Genomic DNA, 16,130 nt, shown 5'->3' with positions numbered 1-16,130 from the left:
CGAACCCGCACTGCATCCTTCGATGTAGTCGGCGCTCCGACCGCACGGGGACGCCCCGGGGCCGCGCAGCGTGTTGGATGGACGCGTGAGCCTCCCCCGTACGCATCGCGACGACGCGCTGATCGCCGCCGCCGGGCTGGCCTGCGGTCTGCTGCTCTGGTCGTTCGGGCTGTACACGCAGGGCCCGAGCAGCCCGCTGCCCGACGGTCCGGTGGTGCTGGTGCCGCTGGTCGCCATGACCGCGCTGGCACTGGTGCGCCGGACCATGCCGCGTACGGCGCTGATCGCCGGCACGGTCGCGGTGGTCGCGGACCAGTTCACCCGGGGCAACCTGCTGACGGTCGTGATGTTCGCCGACATCGTGTACGCCGCCGTGGTGTACGGACCGCCCGCCTCCGCCCGCCGGATCCCGGTCACCACCGGGCTGATCACCATCGCGGTGACGCTGGGGTTCCTGGCCTGGTTCCAGGAGCCGGAGGCGCTGCTGATCGGCGTGGTCACCGCGCTGATCACCTTCTTCCCCGCCATCACCGGCGCGGTCGTCCGCAACCACCGTCAGGCCGCCGACACGGCCCGGCTGCGGGCGGAGCAGACCGCGCTGCTGGCCGAGATGGACCGCCGCGAGGCGGTGATCGCCGAGCGGTCGCGGATGGCGCGCGAGCTGCACGACATGGTGGCCAACCACCTGTCCGCGATCGCCATCCACTCCACCGCCGCGCTCTCCCTCGACGACCCGAAGACCTCCCGCGACGCCCTGAGCGTCATCCGTGAGAACAGCGTCGACGGCCTGGCGGAGATGCGCCGGCTGATCGGCCTGCTGCGCGACACCAGCGGCCATGACGAGCCGGCCGCCGCGCCGACCCTCGACGGCCTGGACGCCCTGGTACGGCAGGCCGGGGTGAACGGCGCCGCGAGCGGCCTGACCTTCCGGCTGGTCGACGACCGGGCGCCGGACGCCGACCCGCTCCCCGCACCCGTCGAACTGGCGGCGTACCGCATCGTGCAGGAGTCGCTGACGAACACGCTCAAGCACGCGGACGCGGGGGAGGTGACCGTCGCGCTGCACTCCGCCGACCACGGGCTGACCGTCCAGGTGACCAGCGCCTACGGCAGCCGGCCGGGGCCGCGCGCGCCCGGTTCGGGGGCGGGGCTGGTGGGGATGCGGGAGCGGATCGCGCTGCTGGGCGGGGTGTTCGAGGCGGGTCCGGTCGAGGGGTGGGGCGAGAAGATCTGGCGGGTACGGGCGGAGTTGCCCGTGGCGGAGGACGACAAGGAGCCGTCGGCATGACCGGAACCCCACGTGTACGCGTACTCGTGGCCGAGGACCAGAGTGCGGTGCGCGCCGGGCTGGTCCTGATCCTGGGCAGCGCGCCCGACATCGAGGTGGTCGGCGAGGCGGGGGACGGCGAGGAGGCGGTGCGGCTGACCCGCGCGCTCCGGCCCGACCTGGTGCTGATGGACATTCAGATGCCGCGGCTGGACGGGGTGTCGGCGACGCGGCAGGTGGTGGCCGAGGGTCTCGCCGACGTCCTGGTGCTGACGACGTTCGATCTGGACGAGTACGTGTTCGGGGCCCTGCGCGCCGGGGCGGCCGGGTTCCTGTTGAAGAACACGGACGCCAAGGACCTGATCGAGGCGGTACGGACGGTGGCGCGCGGCGAGGGCCTGATCGCCCCTGCGGTGACGCGCCGTCTGATCGCCGAGTTCGCGGCGCCGACCAGGCCGGTCCGGGCGGAGAACGCGCCGGATCCGGCGGTGCTCGACGTGCTGACCCGGCGGGAACGGGAGGTCCTGTCGTGCCTGGGTGAGGGGCTGTCGAACGCGGAGATCGCGGTACGCCTGGAGATGGCGGAGGCGACGGTGAAGACGCATGTGAGCCGGCTGCTGGGGAAGCTGGAGCTGCGCAGCAGGGTGCAGGCGGCGGTGCTGGCACAGGAACTGGGGGTGTGACTCGAGCCCGCCCGGACCCGGCACACCTATGGTCTGGACCTATTGACGATTGGTCCAGACCTTCCTACGCTCACGGCGCGCACCTTTCACGGACCCCCACCGTTGTCCGTCCGCAACTTGAGGAGCACCGTTGAGCACTCAAGCACTCCCGCGCAGAACGAGATTCCGGGCCAGAGCCACGGCCGGACTGACCGCCCTGCTGCTTCCCCTGGCCGCCATGGTCGGCCTCGCCTCCCCCGCCCAGGCCGCCACCTCGGCGACCGCCACGTACACCAAGGTCTCCGACTGGGGCTCCGGTTTCGAGGGCAAGTGGACGGTGAAGAACACCGGCACCACCTCCCTGTCCTCCTGGACCGTCGAATGGGACTTCCCCTCCGGTACGTCGGTCACCTCCGCCTGGGACGCCACCGTCACCAGCAGCGGCACCCACTGGACCGCCAAGAACGTCGGCTGGAACGGCACCCTCGCCCCGGGCGCCTCCGTCTCCTTCGGCTTCAACGGCACCGGCACCGGATCCCCCTCCGGCTGCAAGCTCAACGGCGGATCGTGCGACGGCGGACCCACCGTCCCCGGTGACAACCCGCCCTCCGCACCGGGCACCCCCGGCGCCTCCGACATCGGCAACACCTCGGTGAAGCTCACCTGGACCGCCGCCACCGACGACAAGGGCGTCAAGAACTACGACGTGCTGCGCGACGGCGTCAAGGTCGCCACGATGACGGGTCTGACGTACACCGACACCGGCCTGACCGCCGGCACCGACTACTCGTACGCGGTCCAGGCGCGTGACACCGCCGACCAGACCGGGCCGGTCAGCGGCTCCCGCGCCGTGCGCACCACCGGCGGCGGCACCGACCCCGGCCCGGGACCGGGCCCCGGCGCCAAGGTCAACCTCGGCTACTTCACCAACTGGGGCGTCTACGGGCGCAACTACCACGTCAAGAACCTGGTGACGTCCGGCTCTGCGTCCAAGATCACGCACATCAACTACGCCTTCGGCAACGTCCAGAACGGCAAGTGCACCATCGGTGACGCCTTCGCCGACTACGACAAGGCCTACACCGCCGACCAGTCCGTCGACGGCAAGGCCGACACCTGGGACCAGCCGCTGCGCGGCAACTTCAACCAGTTGCGCAAGCTGAAGGCGCGGTACCCGCACATCAAGGTGCTGTGGTCGTTCGGCGGCTGGACCTGGTCCGGCGGCTTCGGCCAGGCCGTGCAGAACCCGGCCGCCTTCGCCCAGTCGTGCTACGACCTGGTCGAGGACCCGCGCTGGGCCGACGTCTTCGACGGCATCGACCTGGACTGGGAGTACCCCAACGCCTGCGGCCTGTCCTGCGACACCAGCGGCCCCGCCGCCTTCACGAACATGATGAAGGCCATGCGTGCCAAGTTCGGCACCGGCAACCTGGTCACCGCGGCCGTGACCGCCGACGCCTCCTCCGGCGGCAAGATCGACGCGGCCGACTACGGCGGCGCCGCGCAGTACATCGACTGGTACAACGTCATGACGTACGACTTCTTCGGCGCCTGGGCGGCGAAGGGCCCGACGGCCCCGCACTCCCCGCTCACCTCGTACCCGGGCATCCCGCAGGCGGGCTTCAACTCCGCCGAGGCGATCGCCAAGTTCAAGGCCAAGGGTGTCCCGGCCACCAAGCTGCTCCTCGGCATCGGCTTCTACGGCCGCGGCTGGACCGGCGTGACCCAGAAGGAGCCCGGCGGCACCGCCACCGGCCCGGCGCAGGGCACGTACGAGCAGGGCATCGAGGACTACAAGGTCCTCAAGAACTCCTGCCCCGCCAACGGCACGATCGCCGGCACCGCGTACGCGCACTGCGGCACCAACTGGTGGAGCTACGACACCCCGGCCACCGTCACGTCCAAGATGGGCTGGGCGAAGAACCAGGGCCTGGCCGGCGCGTTCTTCTGGGAGTTCAGCGGTGACACCGCCAATGGCGAACTGGTGAGCGCCATCAGCAACGGGCTGAAGTAGTCACCCCCGGCGGGGGCGGTACAGGGTGCCGTCCCCGTCGTACGCCACCTCGTGCCGCACCACACGGCACTCGTCACCCAGGACGGCGACCGCCGCCCGGTAGCCGTCACCCGCGTCGACATCATGGAGCCGCACCGGCAGGTGCGGCTCCGCCCGGTTCCGCCACTCCAGCAGCGCGGCGGGCGCCCCGGGGGCGCTCACCGTCAGCAGCGCGGGCTCCACCGTCAGACCGTCACCGGTCGCCTTGAGCACCGCTTCCTTCCGCGCCCAGTAGCGGATGAAACCCCGGGCCCGCTCCCCCGCCGGCAGCCTTTCCAGCTCGGCGCGCTCCACCGCCGTCAGCACGACCGGCGACAGATCCGCGACCTTGGCCTCGGCGCCGACCTCCTCGATGTCGACACCGACCGGCCCCGCCTGCGACACCGCGACCGCCACCCGCTCCCCCGAGTGCGACAGCGACACTTCCAGCGGCGAATCCGCCACACCCGGCTTCCCGTGCGGCTCCGGCCGGTCGCAGTGCCGGCACTCCTGGGTGAACCGCACCTCGCACGGACCGACCCCGAGCTGCGCCGCGACGAGCCGGCGCACCAGGGCGTGCGCGGTCAGATACAGCGCGCGATCGGCGTCACGGACGAACGCGTCGTGCCGCGCCCGCTCACGGGCGTCGAGCCACTCCAGCAGCGACGGCGCCGGTACGCGCACGGCGTCGGCGACCCACACATGGCACTGTCCCGGCTCCACCCGGGGTATGTCGGCGACGCTCACGCCACATTGACCCTCTGCCCGGGAGGCGCGGCCTCCAGCCAGGCGAGGAAGCCGGTGAGCGCGTCCTCGCTCATCGCCAGCTCCACATGCCGCCCGTGGTGCAGACACCCCAGCACCACCGAGTCGGACAGCAGCGCCAGCTCCTCCTCGCCCTCGGGCATCCGGCGCGCCAGCACCTCGATGCCGGAGCGCTCCAGGACGCGGCGCGGGCGGGGGGCGTACGAGAAGACGCGGAACCAGGCGACCCGGTCGCCGCTGTACCGGGCGACGCCGTACACCCATCCCTTGCCGGAGAGATCACCGTCGTCCGGCACGGTCCAGCGCAGGCTGCAGTCGAAGGTGCCCCCGGAGCGCTGGATCAACCTCCGGCGCAGTCCGAACACGAAGAGCCCGATCACCACCAGGGCGACGACCAGGGCGCTCACCAGCAGAGCGAGGAACATCTCCACCGACCTCCTCGCATCGTTCGATCAACGAAATTCAACCTGCACCTGCATCGACCTCAGCCGCGGCACGGTCTGGATGATTCCAGACCGGGCCGCGGCTGAGGGCACAACTGTCGGGGGCGGTGCTAGTGCACCGCCACCGCGCGCAGCCGGACCTCGGCGCGCCGCTCGGCGGCGGCGTCCGACTCGGCCTTCGCGCGCTCCAGCGCACGCTCGGCGCGCTGGGGGTCGATCTCGTCCGCCAGCTCGGCGATCTCGGCGAGCAGCGACAGCTTGTTGTCCGCGAACGTGATGAAACCGCCGTGCACGGCGGCGACGACAGTCCCGCCCTCACTCGTACGGATGGTCACCGGGCCCGACTCCAGCACACCGAGCAGCGGCTGGTGGCCGGGCATGACGCCGATGTCGCCGGACGTGGTGCGCGCGATGACCAGGGTGGCCTCGCCGGACCAGACACTCCGGTCCGCGGCGACCAGCTCGACGTGCAGCTCAGCAGCCAAGGGTGGCTCCTCGGGTCACCACCCGGCGTGTGCCGGGTGTTGGGTCATAAGTCTAGTAGGGCGCCCGACGCGGAAGACGCCGGGCCCCTCGGTCATACGGAGGCGTACGAAAGGGGGCGGGACGAGACCCGCCCCCTTTCACGAGTCACGGGACTCAGGAGACGCCGAGCTCCTTGGCGTTCTTCTTGAGGTCCTCAAGACCACCGCACATGAAGAAGGCCTGCTCGGGGAAGTGGTCGTACTCACCGTCGCAGATCGCGTTGAACGCGGCGATCGACTCGTCGAGCGGAACGTCCGAACCGTCCACGCCGGTGAACTGCTTCGCCGCGTGGGTGTTCTGGGACAGGAAGCGCTCGACACGACGGGCACGGTGGACAACGAGCTTGTCCTCCTCGCCCAGCTCGTCGATACCGAGGATCGCGATGATGTCCTGGAGGTCCTTGTACTTCTGAAGGATCCCCTTGACGCGCATGGCGGCCTCGTAGTGGTCCTGCGCGATGTAGCGCGGGTCCAGGATCCGGGACGTGGAGTCCAGCGGGTCCACGGCCGGGTAGATGCCCTTCTCGGAGATCGGACGGGAGAGAACCGTCGTCGCGTCGAGGTGGGCGAAGGTGGTGGCCGGGGCCGGGTCGGTCAGGTCGTCCGCGGGGACGTAGATCGCCTGCATCGAGGTGATCGAGTGACCGCGCGTCGAGGTGATGCGCTCCTGCAGCTGACCCATCTCGTCGGCCAGGTTCGGCTGGTAACCCACCGCGGACGGCATACGGCCGAGCAGGGTGGACACCTCGGAGCCGGCCTGGGTGAACCGGAAGATGTTGTCGATGAAGAAGAGCACGTCCTGCTTCTGCACATCGCGGAAGTACTCCGCCATGGTCAGACCGGCCAGGGCGACGCGCAGACGGGTGCCCGGGGGCTCGTCCATCTGGCCGAAGACCAGGGCGGTCTTGTCCAGAACTCCGGACTCTTCCATCTCCGCGATGAGGTCGTTGCCCTCACGGGTGCGCTCGCCGACACCCGCGAAGACGGAGACGCCCTCGTGGAGGTTGGCGACACGCATGATCATTTCCTGGATCAGCACGGTCTTGCCGACACCGGCACCACCGAACAGACCGATCTTTCCACCCTTGACGTACGGGGTGAGAAGGTCGACGACCTTCAGGCCGGTCTCGAACATCTCGGTCTTGGACTCGAGCTGGTCGAAGTCGGGGGCCTTGCGGTGGATCGGCCAGCGCTCACCGACGTTGGCGTTCTCCTCGGGCATGTTCAGCACCTCACCGAGGGTGTTGAACACCTTGCCCTTGGTGAAGTCGCCGACCGGCACCGAGATGCCGTTGCCCGTGTCGGTCACCGGGGCCTGGCGGACCAGACCGTCGGTGGGCTGCATCGAGATCGTGCGGACCAGGCCGTCACCCAGGTGCTGGGCGACTTCGAGGGTCAGCGTCTTCTTCTTGCCGTCCTCGGCCGGGTCGGCCACCTCGACGTGCAGCGCGTTGTAGATCTCCGGCATCGCGTCGACGGGGAACTCCACGTCGACGACCGGGCCGATGACCCGCGCGACGCGGCCCGTCGCCGTGGCCGTCTCAACAGTGGTGGTCATTACTTGTCACTCCCCGCGGTCGCGTCGGCCAGGGCGCTCGCGCCACCGACGATCTCGCTGATTTCCTGGGTGATTTCGGCCTGGCGGGCCGCGTTGGCAAGCCGGGAGAGGCTGTTGATCAGGTCTCCGGCGTTGTCGGTCGCCGACTTCATCGCGCGGCGGCGGGCGGCGTGCTCGGAAGCGGCGGCCTGCAGCAGTGCGTTGTAGATGCGGCTCTCGACGTACCGCGGCAGCAGGGCGTCAAGGACGTCCTCGGCCGACGGCTCGAAGTCGAACAGCGGAAGGATCTCGCCCTTGGTCCCGGCCTCTTCCGCGGCCTTGTCGAGGCTGAGCGGGAGCATCCGGTTCTGTACGGGCATCTGCGTCATCATCGACACGAACTCGGTGAAGACGATGTGCAGCTCGTCGACCCCGCCCTCGGCCGTCTCCGTGGTGACGGCCTCGATGAGCGGCGCGGCGACCGCCTTGGCGTCCGCGTAGCTCGGGCTGTCGGTGAAGCCGGTCCACGACTCCGCGACCTTGCGCTCGCGGAAGCCGTAGTAGGCGACACCCTTGCGGCCGACGATGTACGTGTCGACCTCCTTGCCCTCGCCGCGCAGCCGCTCGGTGAGCTGGTCCGCGGCCTTGATGGCGTTGGACGAGTAGCCGCCGGCCAGACCACGGTCGCTCGTGACGAGCAGGACCGCGGCCCGGGTCGGGTTGTCCGTCTCGGTGGTCAGCGGGTGCTTGGTGTTCGACCCGGTGGCCACCGCGGTGACCGCGCGGGTGAGCTCGGTCGCGTACGGCGTGGAGGCCGCCACCTTGCGCTGCGCCTTGACGATGCGCGAGGCGGCGATCATCTCCATCGCCTTGGTGATCTTCTTGGTCGCCGTGACGGATTTGATGCGACGCTTGTAGACCCGGAGCTGCGCTCCCATGAGTCAGGTCCCTTCCGTCGTCACTTCGAGACGTTGGCGGCGGCCGGGGCGTCCTCGGCCAGCAGCTTTCCGTCCGAGGTCTCGAACTGCTTCTTGAACGCGGCGATGGCGTCGGCGACGGCCGTGAGGGTGTCGTCGGACATCTTGCCGCCCTCGCGGATGGAGTCCATCAGCCCCTTGTGGTCGCGGTGCAGGTAGTCCAGCAGCTCGCGCTCGAAGCGGCGGATGTCCACCACCGGGACGTCGTCCATCTTGCCCGTGGTGCCGGCCCAGACGGAGACGACCTGGTCGGCCGTCGCCATCGGCTGGTACTGGGGCTGCTTCAGCAGCTCGACCATGCGCTTGCCGCGCTCCAGCGAGGCCTTCGACGCGGCGTCCAGGTCGGAACCGAAGGCGGCGAACGCCTCCAGCTCACGGAACTGGGCGAGGTCCACGCGCAGACGGCCGGAGACCTGCTTCATGGCCTTGTGCTGGGCGGAGCCACCGACACGGGAGACCGAGATACCGACGTTCAGGGCCGGACGCTGGCCGGCGTTGAACAGGTCGGACTCCAGGAAGCACTGGCCGTCGGTGATGGAGATGACGTTGGTCGGGATGAACGCCGAGACGTCGTTGGCCTTGGTCTCGACGATCGGCAGACCGGTCATCGAACCGGCGCCCATGTCGTCGGAGAGCTTGGCGCAGCGCTCCAGCAGACGCGAGTGCAGGTAGAAGACGTCACCCGGGTAGGCCTCACGGCCCGGCGGGCGGCGCAGCAGCAGGGAGACGGCGCGGTAGGCGTCGGCCTGCTTCGACAGGTCGTCGAAGATGATCAGGACGTGCTTGCCCTGGTACATCCAGTGCTGACCGATGGCGGAGCCGGTGTAGGGCGCCAGGTACTTGAAGCCGGCCGGGTCGGACGCCGGGGCGGCGACGATGGTCGTGTACTCCAGGGCACCGGCCTCCTCCAGCGCGCCGCGCACGGACGCGATGGTGGAGCCCTTCTGGCCGATGGCGACGTAGATGCAGCGGACCTGCTTCTTCGGGTCGCCCGAGCGCCAGTTGTCGCGCTGGTTGATGATCGTGTCGACGGCCAGGGCGGTCTTGCCGGTCTGACGGTCACCGATGATCAGCTGGCGCTGACCACGGCCGATCGGGGTCATGGCGTCGACGGCCTTGTAGCCGGTCTCCATCGGCTCGTGCACCGACTTGCGCTGCATGACCGTGGGTGCCTGCAGTTCGAGGGCGCGGCGGCCCTCGGTCGCGATCTCGCCGAGACCGTCGATCGGGTTGCCGAGCGGGTCGACGACCCGGCCCAGGTAGCCCTCGCCGACAGCGACGGACAGGACCTCGCCGGTGCGGGTGACCGGCTGGCCCTCCTCGATGCCGCTGAACTCACCGAGGACAATGGCACCGATCTCGCGCTCCTCGAGGTTGAGGGCGAGGCCGAGGGTGCCGTCCTCGAACTTCAGCAGCTCGTTCGCCATGGTCGAGGGCAGGCCCTCGACCTTCGCGATGCCGTCGCCGGCAAGGCTGACCGTACCGACCTCCTCGCGCGAGGCCGCGTCCGGCTTGTACGACTGGACAAAGTTCTCCAGCGCGTCCCGGATCTCCTCCGGCCGGATCGTGAGCTCCGCCATCTGGGTTCCCTGCTCTCCTTGTTGGGCCCGAAGTTTCTTTGGGGGATCTGGGGGCTCCCCCCAGAACTTCTGCATCCTCTGCACGGCCCAACCGGGCCGTAGGTAACGCTTGTTTGGTTGTGCTGGTCAGCCGGCCAGTCGCCGGGCGGCCTCGTCGAGGCGGCCTGCGACGGTGCCGTTGATGACCTCGTCGCCGACCCGCACCGAGATCCCGCCGAGGACCGTGGGGTCCACGTCCAGGTTCAGGTGCATCTGGCGGCCGTACAGCTTCGCCAGCACGGCGCCGAGACGCTGCTTCTGCTGGTCGCTCAGCGGCACCGCCGAGGTGACGACCGCGACCATCCGGTCCCGGCGCGCCGCGGCGAGCTTGGACAGGGACTCGAGTCCCGCCTCCAGGCTACGTCCCCGGGGCTGGGTCACGAGACGGACGATCAGTCGCTCGGTGGCCGCGTCGGCCTTGCCGCCGAGCAGGCTGCGCAGCAGCTCGCTCTTGGCGGACGCGGTGGCCGCCTTGTCGGTCAGCGCGGCCCTCAGGTCGATGCTGGACGTGACGATCCGGCCGAACCGGAACAGCTCGTCCTCGACGTCGTCGAGCGCGCCGGCCTTCTGCGCCGCCGTGAGGTCCGCGGTGTTCGCCAGCTCCTCGAGGGAGTCGACGAGGTCACGCGAGTACGACCAGCGGGACCGGACCATGCCGGAGACCAGGTCGACGGCTTCCCCGCCCACCTGACCGCTCAGCAGTCGCGTGGCGAGCTCGGCCTTGGCCTCGCCGGCCTGCGCCGGGTCGGTCAGGACCCGACGCAGCGACACCTCGCGGTCGAGCAGCGCGGTAACGGCGGCCAGCTCACCGGCGAGCTTCGCCACGTCGACCGACGTGTTGTCGGTCAGCGCGTCGAGACGCTCGCGCGCGGCAGCCAGTGCCTCGCGGCTCGCTCCGTTCATCGGGCGGCCTCGGCCTTCTCCTCGAGCTCGTCGAGGAAGCGGTCGATGGTACGGCTCTGGCGGGCGACGTCCTCGAGGGACTCGCCGACCAGCTTGCCGGCCAGGTCGGTGGCGAGCTTGCCCACGTCCTGGCGCAGCGCGGTCGCCGCGGCCTTGCGGTCGGCCTCGATCTGGGCGTGGCCGGCCGCGATGATCTCCTCGCGCTGGCGCTGGCCTTCCGCCTTCATCTCCTGGATGATCGCGGTGCCCTGCTCCTGCGCCTCCTGACGCAGCCGCGCGGCCTCGTGGCGGGCCTCGGCGAGCTGAGCCTTGTACTGCTCCAGCACACTCTGGGCTTCGATCTGGGCCGACTCGGCCTTCTCGATGCCACCCTCGATCGCCTCGCGGCGCTGCTCCAGAACCTTGTTGATGTTCGGGAGGAGCTTCTTGGCGAGGAAGCCGAAGACGATGGCGAAGGCGATCAGGCCGATGACCAGCTCGTCGAGATGCGGGACGATAGGAGGCTGAGGCTCCTCCGCCGCCGCAAGGAACAGAGCGTTCACATCAGTGCCTTCCGTGAAAGGGGTTGGGCTGTCGGTCCGGCTTACTGGAAGACGAAGCCCATGACGATGCCGATGAGGGCGAGCGCCTCACAGAAGGCGAAACCCATGATCTGGTTGGTACGGATCAGACCGGCCGCCTCGGGCTGGCGGGCGAGGGCCTGGGTGCCGTTACCGAAGATGATGCCGACGCCGACGCCGGGGCCGATGGCCGCGAGGCCGTAGCCAACAGCGTTCACGTTGCCGGAGACGGTGTTCTCGGCGGCGAGGGTCTGGAGAACGGACATGCCGGATCTTCCTTCTCTTTCAATGACCCGGTGGGGGTTGGCCACCGGATGACTGGGGGTCTTGAGGGGAGGGGCTGGCTCAGTGGTGCTCGGAGAGCGCGCCCTGTACGTAGCTGCAGGCCAGGAGGACGAAGACGTACGCCTGGACGGCCTGGATGAAGAGCTCGAAGGCGGTCATCACGATGACCATCACGAAGGAGGCGCCGGCGTAGACGAAGCCGAGCCCGTTCATGAGGTACCAGGTGGCCAGCGAGAACATCACGAGAAGCATGTGGCCGGCGAACATGTTCGCGAAGAGCCGGACCGCGTGCGTAAAGGGCCGGATGATCAGGTTGGAGAGGAACTCCAGCGCCATGACCAGCGGGAGGATGGCACCGAGGCTCTTGTCGTAGCCGAGGATGTTCTTCCAGCCGCCCACGAAGCCGTGCTTCTTGAACGTGAGGCTGACCCACGTCACGTAGACGATCAGCGCGAGACCGGCCGGGAAGGCGATCAGCGAGGTGACCGGGAACTGGGCCAGCGGAATGATCGACCAGAGGTTGAGAATCCAGACGAAGAAGAACAGCGACACCATGAAGGGGACGTACTTCTCGCCGTCCTTCTTGCCGATGATCTCGTAGACGATGCCGCGGCGGACGAAGTCGTACCCGGCCTCACCGACCATCTGGACCTTGCCGGGCACCAGCTTCGGCTTCGCGAAGGCGGCCCAGAAGAAGGCGACGATCAGGATCGAACCCAGGAACGCGAGCAGCATGGGCTTCGTGAACTCGAAGCCGGCCACGGTGGCGATGGGCTCGTACATGAACGAGTGGAGGCCCGGTGCCGGGAAGCCACATCCCTCGATGAAGAGGTGACAGCTCGGGTCGAAGGCAAGCGTCTGGTCAGCACTCACCGCGGGCTCCTTCAGCGTGGCGCATAGGTACGGCAACCTCGTTGTGTCGGCGCGGCACGCAGCCGCGGGTCGGCACTGGACTGGTCTTACGGATGGGGGGGCGGCGGTTCGGCGTCGAGCCTCGCGCTGGGACAGGCGTCAGCTCGGATGGCCGCGCCCGCAGTGCCGCAGTTGGCACCGGACGATAGCAGCATCGCGAACGCGCGTTTATCCCGGCCCTACTCCTCACGTCGACGGCCCCGTCTTCTCGGACTTCGAGCCCTTGTCGGACGGATCGTCCACGTAAAGGATCTTGGCCTTCATGTAGGCGCGGGCCTGGGCCGCGACCCAGACGATGGTCGCCGCGAGCAGCGTGAAGGCGAAGGCCTTGAAGTCGAACAGCGTGGTGTTCTTGAGCAAGGCCATGAACATGAACAGCAGCAGCAACTGGGCCATGTAGAGCATCAGCCCCATGGCCTGGAACAGCTGAGGCATTGACTTGGCCGTCCGCTGGAGCACCACCAGCCCGATCCCCATGAAGAGGACGACCACGAGCGTCCCGGCGACGGCGCCGACAGCAGCCTTGCCGCCGGCGACCACACCGCTCACCACGGTGGCGACAGCGCCTGTGGCGAGGGTGGGTACAGCGGCGTACAGCAGGGTGCGTGCGTCGTTGGACGGCATGGCGGCATCTCCGCTTGCTGGTGGGGGCAGTGGTGTCGTCATGGACGAGCGTAAGCCCGGTCCGAGGCGTGCTCTCGGGGGCCGAGGAACCGTCGCACTACGGTCCTTCGGCTCTGTCGCCGGGTCTCGTGAACGGTATCACAAACTATTTGATGAGGTCTTTACCCAGAGGTGTGCCAACTCTCACACATGAGAGTGACCCTGCGCGTGTGTGCAGGACGGTGGGCTGGTTTGTCTGGTAATGGACCCACCGAGGGTGCTCGTCAACCGCGCGTTCCGGCCTTCCGCCGGTCGGGGAGCTCGGGAAGGGCACTGAGGGCCGTCGCCCCGTTGACTCCCGCCGGGACCGGCACACGCTCCTCCTCCCCGTACGAGGGCGACGGCTCGGGCGCCTGTGCCGCCCCCGCCGCCGGCCGCACCTTGCGGCGGCGGTAGCGCGGCGGGACGAAGGCCTCCGCCCAGCGCGGGGCGCGCGGCGTGAAGCGCGGCAGCAGCAGGAGTACCAGCCCGATCGCGCTGAGCGCGACGATCACCAGCACGATCCACATCGACGCCGAGTGCACCGAGTACGCCAGGGTACCGAAGGCGATCAGCGCCGACCAGAAGTACATGATCAGCACGGCCCGGCTGTGCGAGTGCCCGATCTCCAGCAGCCGGTGGTGCAGGTGGCCGCGGTCGGCGGCGAACGGCGACTGGCCGTTCCACGTACGGCGCACGATCGCCAGCACCAGGTCGGCCATCGGGATCGCGATGATCGTCAGCGGCAGCAGCAGCGGGATGAAGACCGGCAGCGCGGCGTGCGTGGCCTCACGGGTCGAGCCCTCGAAGATCTTCAGCGCGTCCGGGTCGACCTGGCCGGTGATCGAGATCGCCGACGCGGCCAGCACCAGGCCGATCAGCATCGAGCCCGAGTCACCCATGAAGATCCGCGCCGGGTGCATGTTGTGCGGCAGGAAGCCCAGGCACATGCCCATCAGGATCACCGCGAACAGCGTCGCGGGGGCGGCGGCCTCGATCGTGAAGCCGTACCAGATCCGGTAGGCGTACAGGAAGAACGCGGCGGCCGCGATGCACACCATGCCGGCGGCCAGGCCGTCGAGGCCGTCGACGAAGTTCACCGCGTTGATGGTGATCACCACCAGGGCGACCGTCAGCAGCGTGCCCTGCCACTGGGTGAGCGCGACCGTGCCGACACCGGGGATGGGCAGCCACAGGATGGTCAGACCCTGCATGACCATCACGCCCGCGGCGATCATCTGGCCGCCGAGCTTGATCAGCGCGTCGATCTCGAACTTGTCGTCCAGGACGCCGATCAGCCAGATGAGGGCCGCGCCGGAGAGCAGCGCGCGCGGCTCGTTCGACAGCTCGAAGACGCTGTTGAGGTTCGTCAGGTGGTCCGCCACCAGCAGCCCCGCGCACAGCCCGAAGAACATGGCGATGCCGCCGAGCCGCGGCGTCGGTTCTCGGTGTACGTCGCGGGCGCGGATCTCCGGCATCGCTCCGGCCGCGATGGCGAACTTCCGCACCGGACCGGTCAGCAGATAGGTCACCGCGGCCGTGACACAGAGCGTCAGCAGGTAATCACGCACGGGCTGCCCCACAGGAATCGCTGGCCATCTCAGCCCCACACCCTAGCTCTGCCGTCCCCATGGTTGAGGACACACGGGTGCCGTCGACGGTTGCACGGCTGCCCTTCTACCCCCGATACGGTGGAAATCGCTCGGCCAGTTCACGCACTTCGGCACGGACCTTCCCAGCCGCGTCGGGGTCCTCGCGCAGCGCCACCGTGAACAGGGCCGCGATCCGCTCCATCTCCGCGGGCCCCATCCCCTGGGTCGTCACGGCGGCCGTGCCGAACCGGATACCGCGCCCGTCCCCGTACGGCAGGGCGCAGGTGTCCAGCACCATGCCGGCGGCTGCCAGGCGGGCCCTCGCCACGCGCCCGTCGACGCCGAGCGGGGCGGGATCGGCGGTGATCAGGTGAGTGTCGGTACCGCCGGTGGTGAGGGCGAAACCCTCCTGGGCGAGCGCGTCGGCGAGGGCGCGCGCGTTGGCCACCACCCGTTGGGTGTACGCCGTGAACTCCGGTGTCGCCGCCTCACCGAAGGCCACCGCCTTGGCGGCGATCGTGTGCATCTGAGCGCCGCCCTGGGTGAACGGGAACACCGCCCGGTCGATGCGCTCGGCCAGCTCCGCGCCGCACAGGAGCAGCCCGCCGCGCGGCCCGCGCAGCACCTTGTGCGTGGTCGCGCAGACAACGTCGGCGTACGGGACGGGGTTGGGCGCCGACCCGCCCGCCACGAGGCCGATGGGGTGGGCGGCGTCGGCGATCAGGCAGGCCCCGACCTCGTCGGCGATCTCACGGAACTCGGCGTAATCGATGTGCCGGGGGTACGAGATCGAGCCACACACGATCGCCTTCGGCTTGTGCTCGTGCGCGAGGACCCGCACCTGCTCGTAGTCGATGAGCCCCGACTCGGCGTCCACGCCGTACGGGACGAAGTCGAACCAGCGGCCGGAGAAGTTCGCCGGCGACCCGTGCGTCAGATGACCGCCGTACGCCAGGCCCATCGCCAGCACCGTGTCCCCCGGCCGCAGCAGCGCCGCGTACGCCGCGAGAACGGCCGAAGAGCCGGAGTGCGCCTGGACGTTGGCGTGCTCGGCCCCGAAGAGCCGGGTGGCCCGCTGGACGGCGATCCGCTCGGCGGTGTCCACGTACTCGCAGCCACCGTGGTACCGGGCGCCGGGATAGCCCTCGGCGTACTTGTTGGCGAGCGGCGACCCGAGCGCGGCCAGCACGGCGGGCGAGGCGAAGTTCTCGGCGGCGATGAGCTGCAGGCTGTCGGCCTGCCGCCGCCCCTCCCCCGTCAGTACGTCGGCGATCTCGGGATCCTGCCGTCGCAGGACGTCGGCATCCGCCCCGTACACGTGCGAGGCACGCGCGTCGGCGGCAGCAGCGGTGACCGGCATCAGTGGCTCCAGGCGTGGGCGGGCCCCGTCACACCCAATGTAGGCCCGCC

The 16,130-nt window shown here is 69.4% G+C and carries 16 protein-coding genes; 3 read left to right on the top strand and 13 right to left on the bottom strand.

Annotated features, from left to right (window positions below):
* Positions 1-85 precede the first annotated feature (85 nt).
* The 3 genes from ACZ6C1_RS01485 (at position 86) to ACZ6C1_RS01475 (ending at position 3,943) form a co-directional block, all read left to right on the top strand.
* Positions 86-1,288, top strand: a complete 1,203-nt coding sequence (locus ACZ6C1_RS01485; RefSeq protein ID WP_469236624.1) for a sensor histidine kinase — start codon at positions 86-88, stop codon at positions 1,286-1,288.
* Positions 1,285-1,950 (top strand): response regulator, encoded by a 666-nt coding sequence (locus tag ACZ6C1_RS01480; RefSeq protein ID WP_469236622.1) that lies wholly within the window; start codon positions 1,285-1,287, stop codon positions 1,948-1,950. Before ACZ6C1_RS01485 ends, ACZ6C1_RS01480 begins: the two co-directional genes overlap by 4 nt.
* Before the next feature lie 130 nt (positions 1,951-2,080).
* Positions 2,081-3,943, top strand: coding sequence for a glycosyl hydrolase family 18 protein (locus tag ACZ6C1_RS01475; RefSeq protein WP_469236621.1), 1,863 nt, complete (start codon positions 2,081-2,083; stop codon positions 3,941-3,943).
* Here ACZ6C1_RS01475 and ACZ6C1_RS01470 read toward each other — a convergent pair whose 3' ends face one another.
* The 13 genes from ACZ6C1_RS01470 to ACZ6C1_RS01410 form a co-directional block, all read right to left on the bottom strand.
* Positions 3,944-4,708 (bottom strand): 4'-phosphopantetheinyl transferase family protein, encoded by a 765-nt coding sequence (locus tag ACZ6C1_RS01470; RefSeq protein ID WP_469236619.1) that lies wholly within the window; start codon positions 4,706-4,708, stop codon positions 3,944-3,946.
* Positions 4,705-5,151: a DUF2550 domain-containing protein gene (locus tag ACZ6C1_RS01465; protein WP_469236618.1), complete on the bottom strand. Its 447-nt coding sequence runs from the start codon at positions 5,149-5,151 to the stop codon at positions 4,705-4,707. The genes ACZ6C1_RS01470 and ACZ6C1_RS01465 overlap by 4 nt, the downstream gene beginning before the upstream one ends.
* A gap of 128 nt (positions 5,152-5,279) precedes the next feature.
* Positions 5,280-5,654: a F0F1 ATP synthase subunit epsilon gene (locus ACZ6C1_RS01460; RefSeq protein ID WP_073754366.1), complete on the bottom strand. Its 375-nt coding sequence runs from the start codon at positions 5,652-5,654 to the stop codon at positions 5,280-5,282.
* A 154-nt stretch (positions 5,655-5,808) separates the two neighbouring features.
* Positions 5,809-7,251 (bottom strand): F0F1 ATP synthase subunit beta, encoded by a 1,443-nt coding sequence (atpD, locus tag ACZ6C1_RS01455; RefSeq protein WP_469236616.1) that lies wholly within the window; start codon positions 7,249-7,251, stop codon positions 5,809-5,811.
* Positions 7,251-8,168: a F0F1 ATP synthase subunit gamma gene (locus ACZ6C1_RS01450; RefSeq protein ID WP_469236615.1), complete on the bottom strand. Its 918-nt coding sequence runs from the start codon at positions 8,166-8,168 to the stop codon at positions 7,251-7,253. The genes atpD and ACZ6C1_RS01450 overlap by 1 nt, the downstream gene beginning before the upstream one ends.
* A gap of 20 nt (positions 8,169-8,188) precedes the next feature.
* Positions 8,189-9,787: a F0F1 ATP synthase subunit alpha gene (atpA, locus tag ACZ6C1_RS01445; protein WP_469236613.1), complete on the bottom strand. Its 1,599-nt coding sequence runs from the start codon at positions 9,785-9,787 to the stop codon at positions 8,189-8,191.
* A 126-nt stretch (positions 9,788-9,913) separates the two neighbouring features.
* Positions 9,914-10,729, bottom strand: a complete 816-nt coding sequence (locus ACZ6C1_RS01440; protein WP_469236611.1) for a F0F1 ATP synthase subunit delta — start codon at positions 10,727-10,729, stop codon at positions 9,914-9,916.
* Positions 10,726-11,271 (bottom strand): F0F1 ATP synthase subunit B, encoded by a 546-nt coding sequence (locus tag ACZ6C1_RS01435; protein WP_126883239.1) that lies wholly within the window; start codon positions 11,269-11,271, stop codon positions 10,726-10,728. Before ACZ6C1_RS01435 ends, ACZ6C1_RS01440 begins: the two co-directional genes overlap by 4 nt.
* 41 nt (positions 11,272-11,312) lie before the next feature.
* Positions 11,313-11,555: an ATP synthase F0 subunit C gene (gene atpE, locus ACZ6C1_RS01430; protein WP_023586533.1), complete on the bottom strand. Its 243-nt coding sequence runs from the start codon at positions 11,553-11,555 to the stop codon at positions 11,313-11,315.
* A 79-nt stretch (positions 11,556-11,634) separates the two neighbouring features.
* Positions 11,635-12,447 (bottom strand): F0F1 ATP synthase subunit A, encoded by an 813-nt coding sequence (gene atpB, locus ACZ6C1_RS01425; RefSeq protein ID WP_469236609.1) that lies wholly within the window; start codon positions 12,445-12,447, stop codon positions 11,635-11,637.
* 225 nt (positions 12,448-12,672) lie between these two features.
* Positions 12,673-13,110, bottom strand: a complete 438-nt coding sequence (locus ACZ6C1_RS01420) for a hypothetical protein (protein WP_469236608.1) — start codon at positions 13,108-13,110, stop codon at positions 12,673-12,675.
* Positions 13,111-13,373: 263 nt separating this feature from the next.
* Entirely contained in the window at positions 13,374-14,699 is a 1,326-nt protein-coding gene (locus tag ACZ6C1_RS01415; protein WP_469236606.1) for an MraY family glycosyltransferase, read from the bottom strand.
* A gap of 106 nt (positions 14,700-14,805) precedes the next feature.
* On the bottom strand, positions 14,806-16,080 hold the full coding sequence (locus ACZ6C1_RS01410; RefSeq protein ID WP_469236605.1) for a serine hydroxymethyltransferase: 1,275 nt from the start codon (positions 16,078-16,080) through the stop codon (positions 14,806-14,808).
* Positions 16,081-16,130 lie beyond the last annotated feature (50 nt).

It is taken from the genome of Streptomyces sp. NPDC041796 (assembly GCF_055590785.1).
The sequence above is the reverse complement of the archived record's forward strand: the minus strand, read 5'-3'. Positions and strand labels throughout refer to the sequence as shown.